Source organism: Streptomyces sp. NPDC001507 (genome assembly GCF_042894765.1).
Lineage (GTDB): Bacteria > Actinomycetota > Actinomycetes > Streptomycetales > Streptomycetaceae > Streptomyces.
Map to the genome: position 1 here is coordinate 144,988 of NZ_JBIAVV010000012.1, position 18,965 is coordinate 163,952.

Consider the following 18,965-nt stretch of genomic DNA (forward strand, 5'->3'; position numbering starts at 1 on the left):
CGGTCACCTCGTGAAGGCGAGGACCACGTTGTGTCCGCCGAATCCGAAGGACGTGGACAGGGCCGCCCGGACGGCTGCCCGTCGCGGGCCGCCGGACACCAGGTCGAGTTCGATCCCGTCCGACGCCTTGTCCAGGTTGCGGACGGGCGGGATCAGGCCGTGCACCAGGGTGAGGACCGTGAAGACGGCCTCGACCGCGCCGGAGGCGCCCAGGAGATGGCCGGTGGCGGACTTGCAGGCGGTGACCGCCGGGTGCCGGCCCACCGCCTCCCGCACGGCGACGGCCTCGGTGACGTCGCCCAGCGGCGTGCCGGCGGCGTGCGCGTTCACGTGATCGATGTCGGTCCCGGTGAGACCGGCGTCCCGCAGCGCCGCGCCGATGGCCCGGACCTGGCCCTCCGCGGCGGGGAGCGTCACGTCGTACGCGTCGGAGGTGACCCCCGCGCCCGACAGCGTCGCGTGCACGTGCGCGCCGCGCGCCCGCGCGAAGCCGGCGCGCTCCAGAACGACCATGCCCGCGCCCTCGGACATGACGAACCCGTCGCGTTCCTGGTCGAAGGGCCGGGACGCCAGGTCCGGGGCGTCGTTGCGCAGGGACAGGGCGCGCATCCTGGCGAACGCGCCGAGCGCCAGCGGGTGCAGGCAGGCGTCCGTGCCGCCCGCGACGACCACGTCCGCCCGGCCGGACCTGATCAGCAGCGTGCCGACCGCCAGTGCCTCCGCGCCGGACGCACAGGCGCTGGTCGGGGCGTGCGTGCCCGCCCTGGCCCCCAGCAGCAGGCCGACCGCGGCGGCGCTGCCGTTGGGCATCAGCATGGGCACCGTGTGCGGCGAGATGGCGCGCGGGCCCCGTTGCTCCAGCCGGTCGTCCTGTTCGAGGAGGGTGAGCCCGCCGCCGATGCCGGTCCCCACCACCACCGCGAGCCGTTCGGCCTCGACCTGCGGCGCGCCGGCGTCGGTCCACGCCTCCCCGGCCGCCACGACCGCGGCCGCCTGACTGCGGTCGAGGCGCCGCCGCCGGACCCGGTCCAGCCGGAAGACGGGGTCCTCGTACATGCCTCCGGCGATGCGGACGGGCAGCCGCTCGGCCCAGGGGGTGTCCAGCCGGGTCACGCCGGACCGGCCGGCCAGCAGCGCCGCCCAGCTGGACGGCACGTCGCCGCCGAGCGGGGTGGTCGCTCCGAGCCCCGTCACCAGCACATCGGCGCTCCGGGGTGTTCGCCGGCCGGCGTAGGGCCGGTTCGTGTCAGTGGTCGCGGGCAGCATGCCGGGTTCCTTCCGCGTGGTGGTGTTCCTGTCTCTTGCCTTGCGCCGCCTCCGGGAGGTTCCCCGGTGTCTCCCAGGACGCCGGGGGGAGCCCGGCCGTCACCAGCGCCATGATGGCGATCAGCAATTCCCCGGAGGTGAGAATTTCTTCGGCCCTTTTCATGCCTTTCCCTAAGTCCACGAATATCGACCTTTTTCGTCGGCGCACCTGCCCGAAGAAATCTACTCGCCCGGCACGGTCCGGCGCCTCACCCCTTTTCACGAGATCGGGGCAGGTGCGGGAGACCACACAAAGGACCATTAGAACTATTAACAGCCCGCCGCCTGTCCTATTTTATGGAGATCACCCGACGACGCCCCCACTAATGCACGTGTTGCCGCGACGCTTGAACACCCTGCATAGTGAGGTAGTAATGCCGCAGGGGGAACGAAACCCGCAGGACCTCGCATTATTCCAGCCACCCGAAAGGAGAAGTCAATTCGTGCCTCAATACAGTGAGGGGCAGTTATTCCCGGCCGCCCAGGACGTACGAGTCCTGCGCTGGCCGGTCGAGGTGCAGGAACTGGAACAGCTGCGGCGACGTGGAATCCTCCGGCTCCTCGTGGTGGAGAACGGCGCGACGCCGCCGGTGCCGAGCGACTCGCGGGAGGACTGGATCCGGGCACCGGTCAGCAGGGCCGACTTCGCCGCCCGGGTCGCGGCGCTCCGGGCCAGGGCCGGCACGCACCGGATCCCCGTCCTCGACCAGGACGGGCTGCTCCGGTACGGCACCCGGATGGTGCCCGTGTCACCGACCCAGATGAACCTGCTGCAGCCACTGGTCGAGCGGTACGGCACCCTCGTGGCCCGGCACGAACTGATCGCCCTGCTCCGCGACCGGCGCGGCACGGCCAGCCAGAACGCCCTCGACCTGCACATCATGAGAATCCGCCGCAAGGTGGTCTGTCTCGGGCTGCGCGTGCGGACCGCCAGCGGGCGCGGATACCTCCTCGAATCAAGCGACTGATCTTCACAACGGCCAACGAAACGAGCCCTGTTGAGCGCCGTGCGCTCAACAGGGCTCGCGCGGAGCACCGCAGGCTCACTGGAGCGCCCGCGGAGCGCGGGAGCCGGTGCACGGGCGGACGGGCTCCCGGCACGGCGGCGCCACCAGACCCGTCCGGTAGGCGTGGATGACCGCGTGCACCCGGTTGCGCAGGTTCAGTTTTTCCAGCAGCCGTTGCACATGGGATTTCACGGTGTTTTCGCTCAGCACCAGCGCCGCGGAGATCTCCGTATTGCTCAGTCCCTGCGCGAGCAGCCGGAACACCTCCCGCTCCCGCCGGGTCAGCGACGCGAATCCCGCGGCCGCGACGCCGGGGATTTCCGCCGCCCCGGGAAACCTGCCGTCGTGGCCGCCCGAAGGCCCCTGCTCCTCGAAGAAGATCCGGTAGCCGGCCGCCACGACGTGAATCGCGGACAGGAGCTGTTCCGGGGTGACCCGGTGCAGCACGACTCCGTGCACCCCGGCCCCGAGGGCGAGCCGTGCGTCCGGGCCGCCCTCGTGGGCCATGAGCAGCACGCCGGGCCCCTCGTCGCCGCAGCACGCGGCCAGTTCGCCGACCAGTTCCCCGGCGCCCACGATGCCCGGGAGGACGCCGGCGAGCACCAGGTGCGGCCGGAGTTCACGGGCCTTCCCCACCGCGCTCGCCAGGTCGGACACCTCGCCGACCACCTCGATGCCGCCGTCCCCGTCGAGGACGGACCGGATTCCGGTGCGGGCTATGGACCGGTCGTCCGCCAGCAGGACCCGGATCTGTGAACTCATCGCTGTCCCCTTCCGTCCGCGCCGGCCGGAGCTCTCCTTCTCCTCCGGCCGGACCTGCCGATGGCGGCCATGCCGTCACACCAGGTCGCCCACACAGCCGGGCACGGCCGGTTCGGGGTCGGCGGGGCGGCCGGCGCGGGGGCGCCGCGGCACCAGCAGGACGGCCAGCGCTCCGCAGGCGATCAGGGCGACGCCGGTCCACACCGCCGGAACCATGCCGTCCGTGAACCGGTCCGCCGTGGTGAGGTCGCCGTTCGCGGAGAACACCGAGGCGAGGACCGCGATGCCCAGTACCCCGCCCAGTTCGCGCAGCGCGCTGATCGCCCCGGAGGCCATGCCGCGCTCCCCGGTGCCGACCGCGCTCATCACCATGTTCGCGGTGGGGGTGAAGTAGCAGGTCATGCCGAGGCCGCACAGGACCAGGGCGGGAACCAGCGACGGATAGGGGACGTCGGGCGAGACCCGGGCGGCGATCCAGCCCAGTCCGAGGGCCTGGAGGGCCAGGCCGAGCGCCACGATGGTCCGGCCGCCGACGCGGTCGGAGACCAGGCCCACCAGGGGCGCCACGAAAATGGGGACCGCCGTCCACGGCAGGATCCGCAGGCCCGCCTCCAGAGGGGTGTAGCCGCGCGGTCCCTGGAGGAACTGGGTGAGCAGGAAGACCGAGCCGAACATGCCGGCGAACATCAGCAGCCCGGCGGCGTTCATGGCGCTGAAGGTGCGGTGGCGGAACAACTTCATCGGGAACATGGGGTGTTCGGCCCGCAGTTCCCAGCGGACGAAGGCGAGCAGGACGGCCGCCCCACCGGCCAGCGACAGCAGGACACGCGCGCTGGTCCAGTGGTCCGCGTGGCCGTTGATGATGCCGAAGACGATCCCGAAGAGCCCGGCACTGGCCAGGACCGTGCCCACCAGGTCCAGGCGCGGACTCGGCCCGTGGCTCTCGGTGAGCTTCCACCGGGCGACGGGCAGCACCAGCGCGCCGATCGGCACGTTGATCCAGAAGATCCACTGCCAGCTCAGGTGCTCCACCACCGCACCGCCGAGGAGCGGGCCCATGGCGATCGCGACGCCCTCCACCGCGCTCATCGCGCCCAGCAGGGCGCCGCGCCGCCGCTCGGGCGCCGCTTCCGTGAGGATCGTCAGGTTCAGCGGCATCAGCAGCGCGGCGCCCAGGCCCTGTACGGCGCGGGCGGCGATCAGGGCGCCGATGCCGGGGGCCAGCGCGGCCCCGGCCGACGCGACGACGAAGACGCCGAGGCCGATGCCGAACATCCGCCGCCGGCCGAACCGGTCCCCGAGGGCCGCGCCGGTCAGCATGAGCACCGAGTAGGTGAGGGTGTAGGCGTTGACGGTCCACTCCAGTTGCCGGATGCTCCCGCCGAGGTCCTCGCGGATCGACGGCAGGGCCGTGATGACGACGAGGTTGTCGAGCGACACCATGGCCACGCCCAGGCCACAGCAGAAGAACGTCCACAGCACGTGCCGTTGCCGGACACTCATGTCCACCTCCGTGGTCGCGTCATGAGGCCGCGCGTTCGCATCCGGCTCGTCGCCGGTGAACGCGCGGCCCTGGGTTCAGGGGTTTCGGGCCGGGGCTCAGGAGACGTCGCGGTCCACCGCGCTCAGCGGTGGCCGGTCCGCGCCGGAACGCCGGGCCAGCCGCAGGAGCTCCGGCAGCAGCGCCGCCAGTTCCACCGGCCGGCGCACCCGGGTGCGCCACCGCTCCCCGAACGGCCTGGCCTGCTGGTGCACGTCGAGACGGACCTCGGGCCGCACCCGCTGCCCGGCCAGCAGCCGCACCACCATGTGGGAGCTGATCACGCCGAACGCCATCGCCGTGTAGGCGACCTGCGGGAAGCTGTAGTCGCTCCGGGCGTGGTTGGCCCGGATCTCGGCCAGCATGTCCGCCGGCACGTGCCGCAGCGGAACGGCGCGGCGCAGCAGGTCCCACATGTCGTAGCGGTCCGCGTCGTGCGGGCCGACGGCGCCGGCGAACGGTTCGCGGACGTACCGGTAGTCGTAGCAGCGGACGTACTGGGTGCCCGCCATGTCCCAGCCGGTGATCAGGGGCAGCCCTCGCTGTACCGCGTGCCGGTGCAGCAGGAGTTTGGCCCGCCATCCCTCGGGGGTCGTCACGTCCACTCCGTCGACGACCACCTGGCACGAGGCCGTCAGCTTCTCGGCGTTCTGCCCGGTGACCCCGTCGGTGAAGACCTCGACCGAGGCGTGCGGGTTGATCGCCCGTACCCGGTCCCCGGCCAGCGCGGCCTTGTTGCGATCGAGGTCGGCGACGGTCGCCGACTGCCGGTTGAGGTTGTTGAGTTCGTACGTCCCCGGGTCGGCGAGGACGAATCTCCGCAGGCCGAGCCGGGCCAGTGGTTCGACGGCGGCGCCGCCGATGGATCCGCAGCCGGCCACCAGGACGGTGGCCGTGCGCAGCGCCCGCTGGCCGGTCTCGGACACCACGCCGGCGTTGCGGGCGGTCAGCTCGGTGTAGAAGCGGCCCTCGGCCGTGGGCTCTGCGGCCGTCCCGGTCATCCGTTCTCCGTCGCCGTTCGTCACCTGCCGGCCCCTCCTCGTGCGGGATCGGGACGCTGTCCCGTACTCGCCCTGCGTGCTGCCAGGGTGGTGATCACGGCCTGCCAGGAGGCCAGGTCGCTCGTCCCGTCGAGGTAGGAGCGGACCACGTCCCGGTACCAGCCGATGTCGGCGGGCACCGGGGCGGCGAACGGCTTGGCCACGACCGTCTGCCGGTAGATGGGCGCCATGGGATCCGAGGGGCACAGGTACGGCGAGGTGCCCTCGACGACGTGCAGGTCGAAACCGACCAGCCGCAGATGGCGCAGGGCGACGTGCTCCTTGGCGTCGCCCAGCACGACGCGCACGCCGTCGCCCAGGGCGAGCAGCGCCTCGCCGATGCCGAGCATGAGGTGCCAGGGGACGCGGGCGTGCTGCTCGTCCCGTGGCATCGTCTGGTCGCGCAGGAACCGCTTGAACTCGAAGGCCTGGTGGGTGCCAAGGCCGGGCCGGGCGTACCTGGCGAGCAGGTCGATGCGGTGGGCGGCCTCCGTCGGGAACGGGGTACGGCACGCGGAGTCCAGGGGCAGGCTCTCGGGATCCGCCGAGCAGGCCAGTCCCACGTACCCGCGGATCTTCCCGGTGCGCACGCACAGCGTGACCGTGTGGATGTTCTCCACCGGCGAGTGCGGCAGGGGTTCGTGGAAGGCCGCGGCGCGGTGGACCGCGTCGGCCGAGATCCAGTCGAGCCGGAGGTACTGGGCGAGGCGGAAGCCCAGCATCCCCTTGAGGTAGCGGGAGGGGAACTGGCTGTCGCGGCCCGTGACGGTGATCAGTGCGCCGGCGGGGTCCTCCACGAGGGAGAGCGGGTCGCCCCTCAGCTCCTGGGGCAGCCGGCGGTAGCTGAGCCGGTCGTGGAGCCGGATGATGTCCCGGGCGTAGCGCCGGGCGGTCACCACTCGTCCTTCTCGGCGTAGAGGCTCTCGGTGACGGCGAGGGCGAGGACCTCGGGGGTGCCCTCGTAGATCCGGGTGCCGAGCGCGTCCCGCATCGTCTTCTCCAGGCCGTAGGAGCGCAGGTAGCCGCGGGCGCCGAGCAGGGAGAGGGCGGTCTCGGCCACGTCGATCGCGGTCCGGTCCGCGAACAGCTTGGCCGCGGCCGGTTCGTAGACCGGTGGCGGCAGTTCGTTGTCGACCTTGTCCGCCGCCCGCAGGTACAGCAGGCGGGCGGCGTCCACCTTGGCCGCCATGCCGGCCAGCTTCGCCGCCGTGAACTGCTGGTCCTTGAGGGGGCGGCCGCCCTGCACCCGCTCGCCGCACCAGGCCACCGCCTGTTCCAGGGCGCTGCGTGCCACACCCGTGGAGATGCCGGCCACCGCGGCGCGCGCCATGTTGCTCTGCGCCATGTTGATGGCCATACCCTCGCCCTCCGCACCGACCATGTACTCGGCGGGCACCCGGACGTCGTGGAACTCCAGCTCACTGCCCAGGCAGGCGCGGTATCCCATCTTGTCCGCCACGGGTCCGCGGACCACTCCGGGGAGGTCGAGGGGGACGATGAAGGAGGTGAGCCCGGTCGCGCCCCGGCTGCCCTCCATGGTGGCGAACACGGAGGCGAACGCGGCGACCTTCGCGTTGGTGATGAACCGCTTGCGGCCCGTCAGCACGTAGTCGTCCCCGTCTCGGCGGGCGGTCGTCACATTGCGCGCGTGTTCGGCCTGGGAGGGGATGATGAGGTCGCAGCCGGCGTCCTCCTCGGTGACGGCGTTGCAGGCGAGGACCGGTTCGTCGCCCGAGAACAGCGGCAGGAAGCGGGCCTGCAGCCGCGGGTCGCCGGAGAGCAGGACCGGCGCCTGGCCGAGCAGGGTGGCGCCGAAGATCAGTGCCGTGCCGGGGCAGACCGCGGCCACCTCCTCCAGCGCGGTGGCGACGCCCAGCATCCCGACGCCCAGGCCGCCGTACTCCTTCGGGACCGCCGCGCGGGTGAGACCGGTCCGGTGGCCGTGGCCGACGAGGTCCCAGTCGAAATGCGCCGCCGGTTTCTGGTCGAGTTCCTGCACGCGGGGTTCGACGACGTTCCGGGCGAATTCCTTTACGGTTTCCCGGAACTCCTCGACGTCGTGCGGCAGCACGTCGAAGTTCAGCGCCGTCTCGGACACGGATTCGGAGAGAGCGGTGTTCACGTGCGGTATCACTCCTTGTGTCGGTTCGATGTCCGGGGCGGATCGCCCGGGCTGGTTCACGCGTGGATGCCGGCGGCGGCCGCGATGGCGGGGTACCGGTCGAACGCGGGCCGCAGCGTGGGCACGAGTTCCAGTACCTTGGCGACCCTGCCGCGGATCCGGAGCCGGCCCGTGGCGATGGCGACGGGCACCAGGAGCCGCCCCATCCACAGCGCGTGCGCCGTGTCGCAGGACATCCGGAGGGTGATCGCCGCCGGCCCCGCCTGGTCCTCGCCGACGCGGACGCCGCGCTGCGGTGACACGAAGATCTCGCAGTCGGGCTTCGTGTGGACGAGCCGGACGGACAGCCCCTCCCGGCGGGCCCGCGCCACGAAATCCTCGTCCTCCAGCAATACGGTGAACAAACTGGTGAAGACCTTGCCGGCCATTTCACCGGACGGAAAAACAGACATGTTCCCCCTTCGCTCTTCGCTCGCTTCTTCTGCGCGAAAGCGCCCGTGAAAGAACGTTAGGGGCCGTCCCGGCCGGCTTCCACCACGGCAACATAAGACCGAAGGGAAGCGGAAAGGACACGGAAAGAGGGCACGGAGACCGGGCGGCGGAAAACAGCCGGCGGAAAGGAGAACGTGCTCAGCGCGACCCGGGCGGCCTGATCCAGCCCAGCGACCGTTCGACGGCCCGCTGCCAGTTGTCGTACTCCGCCTCCCGGTGGCCGGGGTCCATTCCCGGCAGCCACCTTGCGGCCGGGTGCCAGTTGCGGCGCAGCACCTCGAGATCCGGCCAGTAGCCCGCGGCGAGCCCGGCGGCGTAGCCGGCCCCCAGGGAGACCGTCTCGGAGACCATGGGCCTCACGACGGGCACGTCGAGCACGTCGGCGACGAACTGCATGAGCAGGTTGTCCGCCGTCATGCCCCCGTCCACCTTCAGCTCCTTCAGCGCCACGGAGGAGTCGGCGTTCATGGCGTCGACGACCTCGCGCGTCTGCCAGCCCGTGGCCTCCAGGACGGCCCGCGCCAGGTGCCCGCTGGTGATGTAGGAGGTGAGGCCGACGATGACGCCGCGTGCGTCACTGCGCCAGCGCGGGGCGAACAGGCCGGAGAAGGCGGGGACGATGTAGCACCCGCCGTTGTCCTCGACGGTCCGCGCGAGTGTCTCGATCTCCGGCGCACTGTTGATCAGCCCCAGCCGGTCGCGGAACCACTGGACCAGTGCGCCGGTGACGGCTATCGACCCTTCAAGGGCGTAGACGGGCCGCCGGTCCCCGATCTTGTAGGCGACCGTGGTGAGCAGGCCGTGCCGGGACCGCACGACGTCGGTGCCGGTGTTGAGCAGCAGAAAGCTGCCCGTTCCGTACGTGCACTTCGCCTCGCCCGGGGAGAAGCAGGTCTGGCCGAAGAGCGCCGCCTGCTGGTCGCCGAGCGCGGCCGTGATGGGAACGCCGGGGAGCTGCGCGCGGGCCTCGCCGTAGGTCTCCGCGGAGGACCTGATCTCGGGCAGCATCGGGCGGGGGACGCCGAAGAAGGCCAGGAGCTCCTCGTCCCAGGTGAGCGTGCGGATGTTCATCAGCATGGTGCGGCTGGCGTTGGTGGCGTCGGTGATGTGCAGACCGCCGTCGGCGCCGCCGGTGAGGTTCCAGATCAGCCAGCTCTCCATCGTGCCGAACAGCACCTCGCCGTCCTTGGCGCGCTGTTCCAGGCCTTTGACGTGGTCGAACAGCCAGCGGATGCGCAGCGCGGAGAAGTAGGTGGAGGGCGGCAGGCCGCACCGGTCGAGGAAGAACTCCTCTCCGGGCCGGACCCTGAGTTCCTCGACGAGCGGCGCCGTGCGCGTGTCCTGCCAGACCAGCGCCCGGCCCAGCGGGGTGCCCGTACGCCGGTCCCAGAGCACGGTCGTCTCGCGCTGGTTGGCCAGGCCGATGGCGGCGACCTGGCTCGCGTCGACGGCCGTACCCGCGCCGGTGAGGACCTCGGTCATCACCCGCCGCAGGTTGTGCCAGATCTCGACGGCGTCGTGCTCGACCCAGCCGGGCCGGGGGAAGTGCTGGTGGTGCTCCCGCTGCGCGACCGACACCAGCCGCCCGCCCCGGTCGAACAGGATGCATCGCGTGGAATTGGTGCCCTGATCGATGGACATCACGTAACGCTCCACCATGATCGGGTCCGCCTTCCGATGGGTCGCGGAGTGGGCGCGGGGGGAGGAGGGGCTTACCAGCGGGCGGCTCCCAAATCCCGGGAGATCGCTCTCGCGGCCTCCCGGATCAGCGTGATCAGGCCGGGCCGGGGCCGGCCCTGGCTGTCGCAGATCCGCTCGACCGGGCCGGACAGCCCGATGGCGCCGACGACGAGGCCGCCGTGCCCCCGGATCGGCACGGCGAGCCCCGCCTCGCCCATGCTCATCTCCTGTACCTCGACGGCCCAGCCCGTCTCCCGGACCTCGGCGAGCGCCCGGGTGAGCTGCTCCTGGGTGACCAGGGTGTGCCGGGTGTACGCGTCCAGCCCCGATTCCACGGCGGAGTCGACGGTCGCGGTGCCGTAGGCCAGCAGCACCTTGCCCAGCGAGGAGGCGTGCAGGGGCAGCAGCGCGCCCACGTCCAGGGTCTGGAGGGTGTCGTCCGGCCGGAACACGTGGTGGACGACCAGGACCATCCCCTCCAGGGGAGTGCCCAGGCGCACCGCCTCACCGCTGCGGGCGGCCAGGGCGTCGGCCCAGTTGATGGACCGGGACCGCAACTCGTTGACGTCGAGATAGCTCGTGCCGAGGTGCAGCAGGGCGGCCCCGAGCTGGTACTTGCCCGTCGTCGCGTCCTGTTCCACGAAGTCCACGTGCTGGAGCGTGCGCAGGATGCCGTGGGCGGTGCCCTTGGCCAGCCCGAGGGAGGCCGCCACCTCTCCGAGTCCGAGCCGGCGGGGTCCGCCGGCGAGCAGGCGCAGGATCGCGGCCGCCCGTTCGATCGACTGGACCGGACCGGTCATGAAACGAGCTTATTACCGTCTCGGACCGTCTGCCGTGCGTACGGAGGGCCGACGCGGCACGGGTAAGGGGGCCGCGTTCGGTAATGCCGACCCACGTTCATTGACCGACCCCGCGCGGCTCCTTAGCGTGCTGAGAGGCCTGGCAACGCACCGAGGTGCGTGAGGCGGGTCCTGTGGAACTGACCCATGGAGACACGAGATGGCGGTACAGCTCAATACGCGGGTGCGGCGGGCAAGCGAATACGTCTTCCCGATGCCGCCCGTCGCCGGTGCCGTTCCGGACGTGCGTCGGCGGGCCGGCGCGGTCCTGGCCGCTTGGCAGGTGTCCCCGGACGTCGTCGAGGACGCGCTGCTGGTGGTGTCGGAACTGCTGACCAACGCGATCGTCCACGCACTGCCCCCGGCGGTGCTGCGGCTGTCCTGGACGCGCGACGCCGGTATCGGCACGCTGCGCGTCGAGGTCACCGACTCGGGTCCCGCGCGTACGGCGGGAGAACCGCCCGCGGGGATAGACCCGGACGAGCACGGCCGGGGCGAGGAGATCGTCCACGCCCTGGCGACCCGCTACGGCATCCACACACACCCGGGCGCGGTCACCCGCTGGGCCGACCTCGTCGCGGTGTGAGCGCCCCGGCGCGAGCGCCCCGGTGTGAGCGCCCCGGTGTGAGCGCCCCGGTGTGAGCGCCCCGAAGGGGCGCGGGGAACTGCGCGACCAGCCACGACGGCGCCGCGGCCGACCGCCGACGCGTAACGGCCCTTCCAGCGGAGCGCTCAGCGGCCGGCCCCCGACGAGAACACGCCGGCGAACCGCCTTCCCCCGTCCGCGTCGAACGCGACGGACCGGGTGCGCGACATCACCGGGGCGGATTCGTGGTCGCCACGCCCCTCCGGTTCCCGGACGGCGGCCGTCCACCCTTCCTCTTCCTCCGACACGGGCGGAGCCGGTTCCGCCCCGTCCTGCATGCGCAGCAGAAGCAGCGCCGCGTCGTCGTGCAGCCGCCCGCCCACGTGCGCGAGCAGTTCGTCGTGGACCGCGGAGAGGGTGTGCTCCGGGTCGCCGGACACATGGCGGGCCACCCGCTCGGCCAGCGGATAGAACTCGCGGGCCCGGTCGCGGGCCTCGATGACCCCGTCGGTGTAGAGCAGCAGCTGGTCGCCTTCGGCGAACGGCAGGATCTCCAGGCAGGGCGGCTCGTCGACGAGGACGCGCAGGCCGAGCGGCGGAGCCGGGCGGGTGGCCTCGACCGCCGTGACGCCCTCCGATGCGGTGATCAGCAGCGGCGACGCGTGTCCGCAGTTGACCACTTCGAGCTGGCCGGCGCGCGGGTGTCCCACGACGATCGCGGTGACGAAGTCGTCGGGGCCGAGGTTGCGCGCCAGGCTCCGCTCGATCCGCGCGACGACGGCGAGCAGATCGGGCTCGTCGTAGGCGGCCTCGCGGAAGACGCCGAGGACCAGGGAGGCGATCTCCACGGCCGGCAGCCCCTTGCCGCGTACGTCGCCGACGATCAGCCTCACGCCGTGCGGGGTGGGCACCAGGGCGTAGAGGTCGCCGCCGATCCGGGCCTCGGCCGCCGCCGCGCTGTAGCGGACCGCCACCCGGAACGGGCCGACGGTCTCCGGGATGGGCTTGAGGACGGCGTGCTGGGCGGCCTCCGCGACCGAGCGGACGGCGGCGAGCACCCGTTCCCGGCGGCCGCGCAGCGCGCTGGCCAGAGCACTGGCCAGGGTGACGGCCACGAGCGCCGAGAGCACGGCCGCCAGCTCACGCCCCGAACCCGCCTCCCGGGCCCCCAGGGTCGCGCCCAGCACCGCGGCCAGGAACCCCACGCACAGGACGCCCCGGTGCCCGTTGGTGCTGGCGGCGAGCGCCGGCGCCGCCGCCAGCAGCGGCAGCCAGAACATCCCCGCCCCGCCGACGACGTCGGCGAGCGCGATGCCCAGGACGATCAGAACCGGTACCACGGGCATTCCGGCGGCCAGCTGGGAGAAGGCCCGCCTGGGGACCGGCGTCCCAGGACCGGTCCCCGGTTTCCTGAGCGGCCGCAACGGCCAGTGGTTGCCACCATGGTCTCGCGCCTGCCTCATGTCTCTGCCCGTAATCCTCGCCCGCGTGGCCCTTAAGACCGACTTATCCGTTTCATCCAGGAAAGAGGTTCGGTCAGCGAGCCACAAGGAGTGGGATTTCAGATAGTGAGCGAGAGGCCCCGGGTGACGCGGGCCGCGGTCGGGAGCAGCCGGGCCCGGACCTCCGGCAGGCGGGAGAGCCGTTCCGCCGAGAGGGAGACGCCGAGCGAGCCGAGGACGTCGCCGCGGTAGACGGGCACGGCGACGCACACCGTGCCCAGCGCGTACTCCTCGAGGTCGGTGACCGCCGGTGCGAGAGGGGAGGCGTCGAGGTTGCGGATCAGCTCCGGGAGGGTGGTGATGGTCCGTGGCGTCAGGTCGGCGAGGTCGTGCCGGGAGAGGTACTCGCGGCGGGCCTCCTCGTCCAGTTCGCGCAGCACGGACTTGCCCAGCGCGGTGGCGTGCCCGGCGTCCTCGAACCCCACCCAGAGGTCGGCCCGGGGGGTGCGGGGGCCGTCGACGATCTCGGCCACACTGATCTCGCCTTCCTCGTAGAACGTGAGGTAGGTGGCGGTGCCCAGCTCGTCACGGAGCGCGGCCAGCGCCGGCCGGACCCGGCTGAGCAGCGCCTGGCTCTGCCCCGTGGTGTGCAGCGTGCCCAGCTTGTCGCCGAGGACGAAGCCGCCGTCGGCCAGTTTCCCCAGGTAGCCGTCGTGGACCATCGTGCGCAGCAGGTGATAGGCGGTGGCCAGCGGCAGGCCCGTCTCCCGGGCCAGCTGCTTCGCGGGCGCGCCGTTCTCGTGCGCGCTCACCGCCTCCAGCAGACGGAAGGCGCGCTGCACCGACGTGATGAGCGTGGGCTCGTGAACGCTCATGCCACCAGCGTGCCCCCGACGCCCCGGGCGGGCAAGACGCGGGGCCCGGGACCGCTCGGGACTCAGCGCCCCCGCGTGCCGAGCAGGACGTGGGGATCGCTGATCACGCGGTCGACGATGTGGGTGGCGGCGCCGCGGGCCGCGGCGGCGAAGCCCAGTTCGGAGACGGCGAGCTCGCCCGTCCCCGGGGTCGGGGAGGCGAGGAGCCGGGCCGCGAGCGCGGTGCGGGCGGGGGCCATGATCCAGCGGGCCACCGCGGTGAAGTAGCCGCCGAGGACGATCACGTCGGGGTCGAACAGCGCCGCGATGTTGGCGCAGCCGGTCCCGACGTGCTCCGCGAGCCGGTCCAGTGCGCTCAGCACGCTCGCGTCTCCCTGCTCGGCGCGCCGGACCACGCGGGCGATGCGTTCCTCGGAGGACTCCCCCGCGCCGGGCCCGGCGGACGGCTCGACGACCTCGGCGAGCAGCGCCTCCAGTCCCACGAACGCCTCCCAGCAGCCGCGCCGCCCGCAGCCGCACAGCGGCCCGGCCGGGTCCAGGAGCATGTGGCCGACCTCGCCGCCGTACCCCCGGGCACCCAGCAGCGGCCGGCCCTGCACGATCAGGCCGCCGCCGATGCCCACGTCGCCGGTGACGTACACCAGGTGCTCGGTGCCGGCGTGGCTGCCGACCCGGTACTCGGCCAGGGCGGCACGGTTGGCCTCGTTGCCGACCGTCACCGGGCCGACCCGGTCGCCGAGCTCGGCGGTCAGCAGTTCGGCCACCGGCACGTCGTGCCAGCCGAGGTTGGGGGCTCGGCCCACCACCCCGCGGCGCTCGTCCACCAGACCGGGGACGGCCACACCGAGACCCGCGACGAACGGCACGCGCTCGGCGGCCGGCCGCTCCGGGAGGGAATCCAGCCAGCTGGAGCACGCCTGGGCCAGGGCGGCGAGGCTGGCCTCCGCACCGGCGCGGTGGGCGTCGAAGGGGCGCTGCCAGTGGTGCACCTGACGGTTCGCCAGGTCGACCACCAGCAGGGTCAGGTAGTCGACGTTGACCTCGGCCCCGACCGCCAGCACGTGCCGTCCGGCCAGCCGCAGTTCGGTGCCCGGCCTGCCCTGCCCGCCGCCGGTCGCGACCCCGGCCTCCTCCACCAGGCCCAGCTCGATCAACGAGCCGACCAGCCGGGAGACCGTGGCCCTGGTGAGCCCCGCGCTGGCGGCGATCCCGGCGCGCGAAGCGGAGCCGGCCGCCCACAGGTGGCGCAGCACCAGCTCCTGGTTGTTGCGTCGGATGTCGGTGTGACCGGCGCGGGTCGGGACGCCGGCTGAACGCGCGGAGAGCAAGGGTGTCCTCCTGGGGCTCCGAGAGGTGCGAGTGGCTCGGGGCATGCGCGCGGACTTGACAGGAACACGCACCAGTCTATGTTTTGGTTCGAACCAAAACATAGAACAGGTTGCCGCGCCCCGTCCGCACAACTGGCCTGTTTCGCAAGGAAGTTCAGCGCCGGCCGGCCCGACCGCCGGGCTGCCGTTGCTCGCCATGGCGCGGCCCGCTCATCCGACGCCGCCGATCCGTGTCCGCGGCGTTGCCCTCCAGCATCCCACCCGAGGAGGCAACATGAGCTCGAGATCCACCTGTTTACGGTCCGCCGCCGTGGCGGCCCTCTGCTCCCTGGGCCTGCTCAGCACGGCGCTCGCGGCCCATCCCGCCGCAGGAGTGCCCGCGAGGCCCGCCGCGAGCAGCACCGTGCCGATCTACCTCGACACCTCGTACTCCTTCCAGGAGCGGGCGGCCGATCTGGTCTCCCGGATGACACTGGACGAGAAGGTCCAGCAGCTCCACACCAACAACGCGCCCGCGATCCCCCGGCTCGGCGTGCAGCAGTACACGTACTGGAGCGAGGGCCAGCACGGCGTCAACACCCTCGGCGCGGACAACCGCTCGGGCTCAGCGAGCGGTGGAGTGCACGCCACCAGCTTCCCCACGAACTTCGCCGCCGCGATGACCTGGGACAAGGAGCTCATGTACCAGGAGACGCAGGCGATCTCGGACGAGGCGCGCGGCTTCCTGGACAAGTCGCTGTGGGGCACGGGCCAGAACAACCTCGGCAACTCGGCGGACAACTACGGCTCGCTGACGTACTGGGCGCCCAACGTGAACCTGGACCGCGATCCGCGCTGGGGCCGTACCGACGAGGCCTTCGGCGAGGACCCGTACCTGGTCTCGCAGATGGCCGGGGCGTTCGTGAACGGCTACCAGGGCCAGAACCAGGACGGCAGCAGGCAGACGAAGTACCTCAAGGTGGCCGCCACCGCCAAGCACTACGCGCTCAACAACGTGGAGAAGGACCGCACCGGCATCAGCTCGCAGGTGAACGACACCGACCTCTACGACTACTACACCGCCCAGTTCAAGAGCCTCATCGAGAAGGCCCACGTCTCCGGCCTCATGACCTCCTACAACGCCGTCAACGGCACTCCGTCGGTGGCGAACACGTACACCACCAACCAGATCGCCCAGCGGACCTACGGCTTCCAGGGCTACATCACCTCGGACTGCGGAGCCGTCGGCACCACCTACCGCTCCTTCCCCGGCGGCCACGACTGGGCCCCGCCCGGCTGGACCACGGACGGCCAGGACACCAGCGCCACCTGGACCAACACCGACACCGGGCAGAAGATCTCCGGCGCGGCCGGCGGCCAGGCGTACGCGCTGCGCGCCGGCACGGACGCCAACTGCACCGGCGCCGAGGCCACCCCGCAGAACGTGGAGCAGGCGATCCAGGCCGGCATCCTCAGCGAAGGGGTGGTCGACACCTCGCTGGTGCGCCTGTTCACGGTGCGGATGGAGACCGGCGAGTTCGACCCGGCCGCCGGCAACCCGTACACGAAGATCACCAAGAACGTCATCGAGTCCGCCGGCCATCAGGCCCTCGCCACCGAGGTCGCTGACAACGCTGTCGTCCTGCTCAAGAACGACGAACTGGCGGCAACGGGCAAGCCGCTGCTGCCCGCCGACGCCGCCTCGCTGGACAAGGTGGTCGTCCTCGGTGACCAGGCCGGGAAGACCACCCTGGGCGGCTACTCCGGCGAGCCCACCCACCAGACCGACGCCGCCGACGGCATCACCACCGCCGTGCAGGCCGCCCACCCGGACGCCCAGGTGGTCTACGACGCGGCCGGCACCTCCACCGCCGCCACCGGCCCTGCGCAGCTCAGCGCCCGGACGCAGGCGGACATCAAGGACGCGGACCTGGTCGTGGTCGCGGTGGGCACGGACACCGACGTCGCCTCCGAGGGCAAGGACCGCACCACCCTCGCGCTGCCCGGCAACTACGCCGACCTGGTCGACCAGGTCGCCGCACTGGGCAACCCGCGCACGGTGCTGGACATCCAGTCGGCCGGCCCCGTGGACGTCGAGGCGCTGAAGGGCAAGGTTCCCGCGATCGTCTTCGCCGGGTACAACGGGCAGTCCCAGGGCACCGCACTGGCCGCCGTGCTGTTCGGGAAGCAGAACCCGAGCGGGCACCTGGACTTCACCTGGTACAAGGACGACTCGCAGCTGCCGGCGATGTCCGACTACGACCTGACGGCGGGCGCCACCGGCGGACTGGGCCGTACCTACCAGTACTTCACGGGAACACCCAGCTACCCCTTCGGCTACGGGCTGAGCTACACCTCCTTCCGCTACTCGCACACCCGGGCCGACCGGACGTCCGTGAGCGCCGACGGGAGTGTGAAGGTCTCCTTCGACGTCACCAACACCGGCAGCACCGCGGGAGCGACCGTCGCACAGCTCTACGCGGCGACCCCCTTCACCGTGCCGGGAGTCGAACTCCCCAAGGAGCGCCTGGCAGGCTTCCAGAAGACACGGGTCCTGCGGCCCGGGCAGACGCAGCACATCACCCTGAAGGTGAGCGTCCCCGACCTGGCCTTCCGGGACGGCGAGGCCGCCAGGTCCGTGGTGTACGACGGTACCTACCGCTTCCAGGTAGGCCCGGACTCGGCGACCGCCGCCGGGGCCGCGGACGTGCGGGTGCACGGCCGGCTCACCCCGCACGTGCAGTACGTCACCGTGCAGCCCGAGGCGTTGGTGTACCAGGCCGGCGACACCATCGACCTGACCGGCACCAACCGGTGGATCAAGGACGACACCGACCCCGCGCAACAGCCCGGCCGCAACATGTCCGTGCAGGCGGACCACGTGGTCGAGGCGGTCGACACCGACGGGTCGTTCGTGGATCTGGCCACCACCCGGGTCCGGTACTCCAGCAGCGACACCTCGGTCGCGACCGTCTCGGCCAAGGGCGTCGTCACCGCGGTCGGCAACGGCGTGGCGACGATCCGGGCCACCGTCGGCGGCGTGACCGGCGGTGCGGCGATCCGCGTCGGCCACCCGCTCGGCATCACCGGCGGCGGGGTGCTCTCCTCCGGTACGGCGGCCACCCTGACCACCACCTACACCAACACCGGCCCCGGCGCGCTGGGCGACGTCCAGGTCGCCCTGTCCGCGCCCGCCGGCTGGCACGCCACCGCCGTCACCCCGGCCTCCTTCGGCTCACTGGCGCCGGGCGCCAAGGCCGTCACCACCTGGAAGCTGACGCCCGACTCCGGCACCCCGGCGCCGGGCAACTACGCCGTCTCCGCCTCCGCGACCTACCAGGGCGCGCACAGCGACGACCAGGCGGCGACCAGGGTGCTGGTGCCGTACGCCGACTTCGCCGCGGCCCGCAACAACACCGGGGTCGCCGACGACGGCAACCCGGGCGGGGCCGACATCGACGGCGAGCACATCGGCCTCTCCCAGCAGGCCCTCGCGGCGGCCGGCGTCGCCTCCGGGAGCGCGGTGAGCCACGGCGGGCTCACCTACGACTGGCCCGCCACCGGCACCGGCGCGTACGACAACATCGCCGCGCTCGGCCAGACGGTCCCGCTCACCGGGGTCCCGGCCGGGGCGACGAAGCTGGGGCTGCTCGGCACCAGTGCGTACGGCGACGGCTCCGGCTCCGGGCTGATCACCTATACCGACGGCAGCACCCAGGCGTTCTCGCTGACCTTCCCCGACTGGTGGTCCAACACCGCCCCGCCCGGCGGCGACATCCTCGCCTCCACGCCGTACCTCGACACGGCGGACGGCAAGAAGGACCAGCGGGTGAGCGTCTACGCGCAGACGGTGGCGCTGGCGGCCGGGAAGACCCCGGCCTATCTCACCCTGCCGGACATGGGCGCGCCGGTCGCGGTGAACCAGGTGTCCCTGCACGTCTTCGCGGTGGCCGTGGGCTGAGCCGCCC

15 protein-coding genes are annotated in these 18,965 nt (G+C 72.1%); 3 read left to right on the plus strand and 12 right to left on the minus strand.

What is annotated here, in order from left to right; all coding sequences use genetic code 11:
• Window positions 1–3: 3 nt before the first annotated feature.
• Window positions 4–1,266, minus strand: coding sequence for a beta-ketoacyl-[acyl-carrier-protein] synthase family protein (locus ACFY0K_RS34920; protein ID WP_390643184.1), 1,263 nt, complete (start codon window positions 1,264–1,266; stop codon window positions 4–6).
• 482 nt (window positions 1,267–1,748) lie between these two features.
• Here ACFY0K_RS34920 and ACFY0K_RS34925 point away from each other — a divergent pair, with 482 nt between their 5' ends.
• A complete protein-coding gene (locus tag ACFY0K_RS34925; RefSeq protein ID WP_390643185.1) occupies window positions 1,749–2,273 on the plus strand; it encodes a helix-turn-helix domain-containing protein in 525 nt (174 codons plus the stop codon).
• A 75-nt stretch (window positions 2,274–2,348) separates the two neighbouring features.
• Here ACFY0K_RS34925 and ACFY0K_RS34930 read toward each other — a convergent pair whose 3' ends face one another.
• From ACFY0K_RS34930 to ACFY0K_RS34965, 8 genes are all read right to left on the minus strand, one after another.
• Window positions 2,349–3,074 (minus strand): response regulator transcription factor, encoded by a 726-nt coding sequence (locus ACFY0K_RS34930; RefSeq protein WP_390643186.1) that lies wholly within the window; start codon window positions 3,072–3,074, stop codon window positions 2,349–2,351.
• A 75-nt stretch (window positions 3,075–3,149) separates the two neighbouring features.
• Complete coding sequence (locus ACFY0K_RS34935) at window positions 3,150–4,577, minus strand: MFS transporter (protein ID WP_390643187.1); 1,428 nt, start codon at window positions 4,575–4,577, stop codon at window positions 3,150–3,152.
• Window positions 4,578–4,673: 96 nt separating this feature from the next.
• Entirely contained in the window at window positions 4,674–5,615 is a 942-nt protein-coding gene (locus ACFY0K_RS34940; RefSeq protein ID WP_390643188.1) for a HesA/MoeB/ThiF family protein, read from the minus strand.
• A 20-nt stretch (window positions 5,616–5,635) separates the two neighbouring features.
• Complete coding sequence (locus tag ACFY0K_RS34945) at window positions 5,636–6,550, minus strand: hypothetical protein (RefSeq protein WP_390643189.1); 915 nt, start codon at window positions 6,548–6,550, stop codon at window positions 5,636–5,638.
• The gene (locus ACFY0K_RS34950) at window positions 6,547–7,776 is read right to left on the minus strand and encodes an acyl-CoA dehydrogenase family protein (RefSeq protein WP_390643190.1); all 1,230 of its coding nucleotides are present in this window, start codon (window positions 7,774–7,776) and stop codon (window positions 6,547–6,549) included. Before ACFY0K_RS34950 ends, ACFY0K_RS34945 begins: the two co-directional genes overlap by 4 nt.
• 56 nt (window positions 7,777–7,832) lie before the next feature.
• Window positions 7,833–8,228, minus strand: a complete 396-nt coding sequence (locus ACFY0K_RS34955; protein ID WP_390643191.1) for a hypothetical protein — start codon at window positions 8,226–8,228, stop codon at window positions 7,833–7,835.
• A gap of 178 nt (window positions 8,229–8,406) precedes the next feature.
• Complete coding sequence (gene glpK, locus ACFY0K_RS34960; protein ID WP_390643192.1) at window positions 8,407–9,927, minus strand: glycerol kinase GlpK; 1,521 nt, start codon at window positions 9,925–9,927, stop codon at window positions 8,407–8,409.
• Between the two features lie 53 nt (window positions 9,928–9,980).
• Window positions 9,981–10,748 carry an IclR family transcriptional regulator gene (locus ACFY0K_RS34965; RefSeq protein WP_351956241.1) on the minus strand — a complete coding sequence of 256 codons (768 nt, stop codon included), beginning with the start codon at window positions 10,746–10,748 and terminating at the stop codon, window positions 9,981–9,983.
• 199 nt (window positions 10,749–10,947) lie between these two features.
• Here ACFY0K_RS34965 and ACFY0K_RS34970 point away from each other — a divergent pair, with 199 nt between their 5' ends.
• Window positions 10,948–11,373 (plus strand): ATP-binding protein, encoded by a 426-nt coding sequence (locus ACFY0K_RS34970; protein WP_390643193.1) that lies wholly within the window; start codon window positions 10,948–10,950, stop codon window positions 11,371–11,373.
• Window positions 11,374–11,519: 146 nt separating this feature from the next.
• Here ACFY0K_RS34970 and ACFY0K_RS34975 read toward each other — a convergent pair whose 3' ends face one another.
• The 3 genes from ACFY0K_RS34975 to ACFY0K_RS34985 all read right to left on the minus strand — a co-directional run bounded on the left by ACFY0K_RS34975 (window position 11,520) and on the right by ACFY0K_RS34985 (window position 15,018).
• On the minus strand, window positions 11,520–12,836 hold the full coding sequence (locus ACFY0K_RS34975; RefSeq protein WP_390643194.1) for a PP2C family protein-serine/threonine phosphatase: 1,317 nt from the start codon (window positions 12,834–12,836) through the stop codon (window positions 11,520–11,522).
• 98 nt (window positions 12,837–12,934) lie between these two features.
• Complete coding sequence (locus ACFY0K_RS34980) at window positions 12,935–13,690, minus strand: IclR family transcriptional regulator (RefSeq protein ID WP_390643195.1); 756 nt, start codon at window positions 13,688–13,690, stop codon at window positions 12,935–12,937.
• Between the two features lie 62 nt (window positions 13,691–13,752).
• The gene (locus tag ACFY0K_RS34985; RefSeq protein ID WP_390643196.1) at window positions 13,753–15,018 is read right to left on the minus strand and encodes an ROK family protein; all 1,266 of its coding nucleotides are present in this window, start codon (window positions 15,016–15,018) and stop codon (window positions 13,753–13,755) included.
• A gap of 274 nt (window positions 15,019–15,292) precedes the next feature.
• Here ACFY0K_RS34985 and ACFY0K_RS34990 point away from each other — a divergent pair, with 274 nt between their 5' ends.
• On the plus strand, window positions 15,293–18,958 hold the full coding sequence (locus ACFY0K_RS34990; protein WP_390643197.1) for a glycoside hydrolase family 3 C-terminal domain-containing protein: 3,666 nt from the start codon (window positions 15,293–15,295) through the stop codon (window positions 18,956–18,958).
• Window positions 18,959–18,965: the final 7 nt, after the last annotated feature.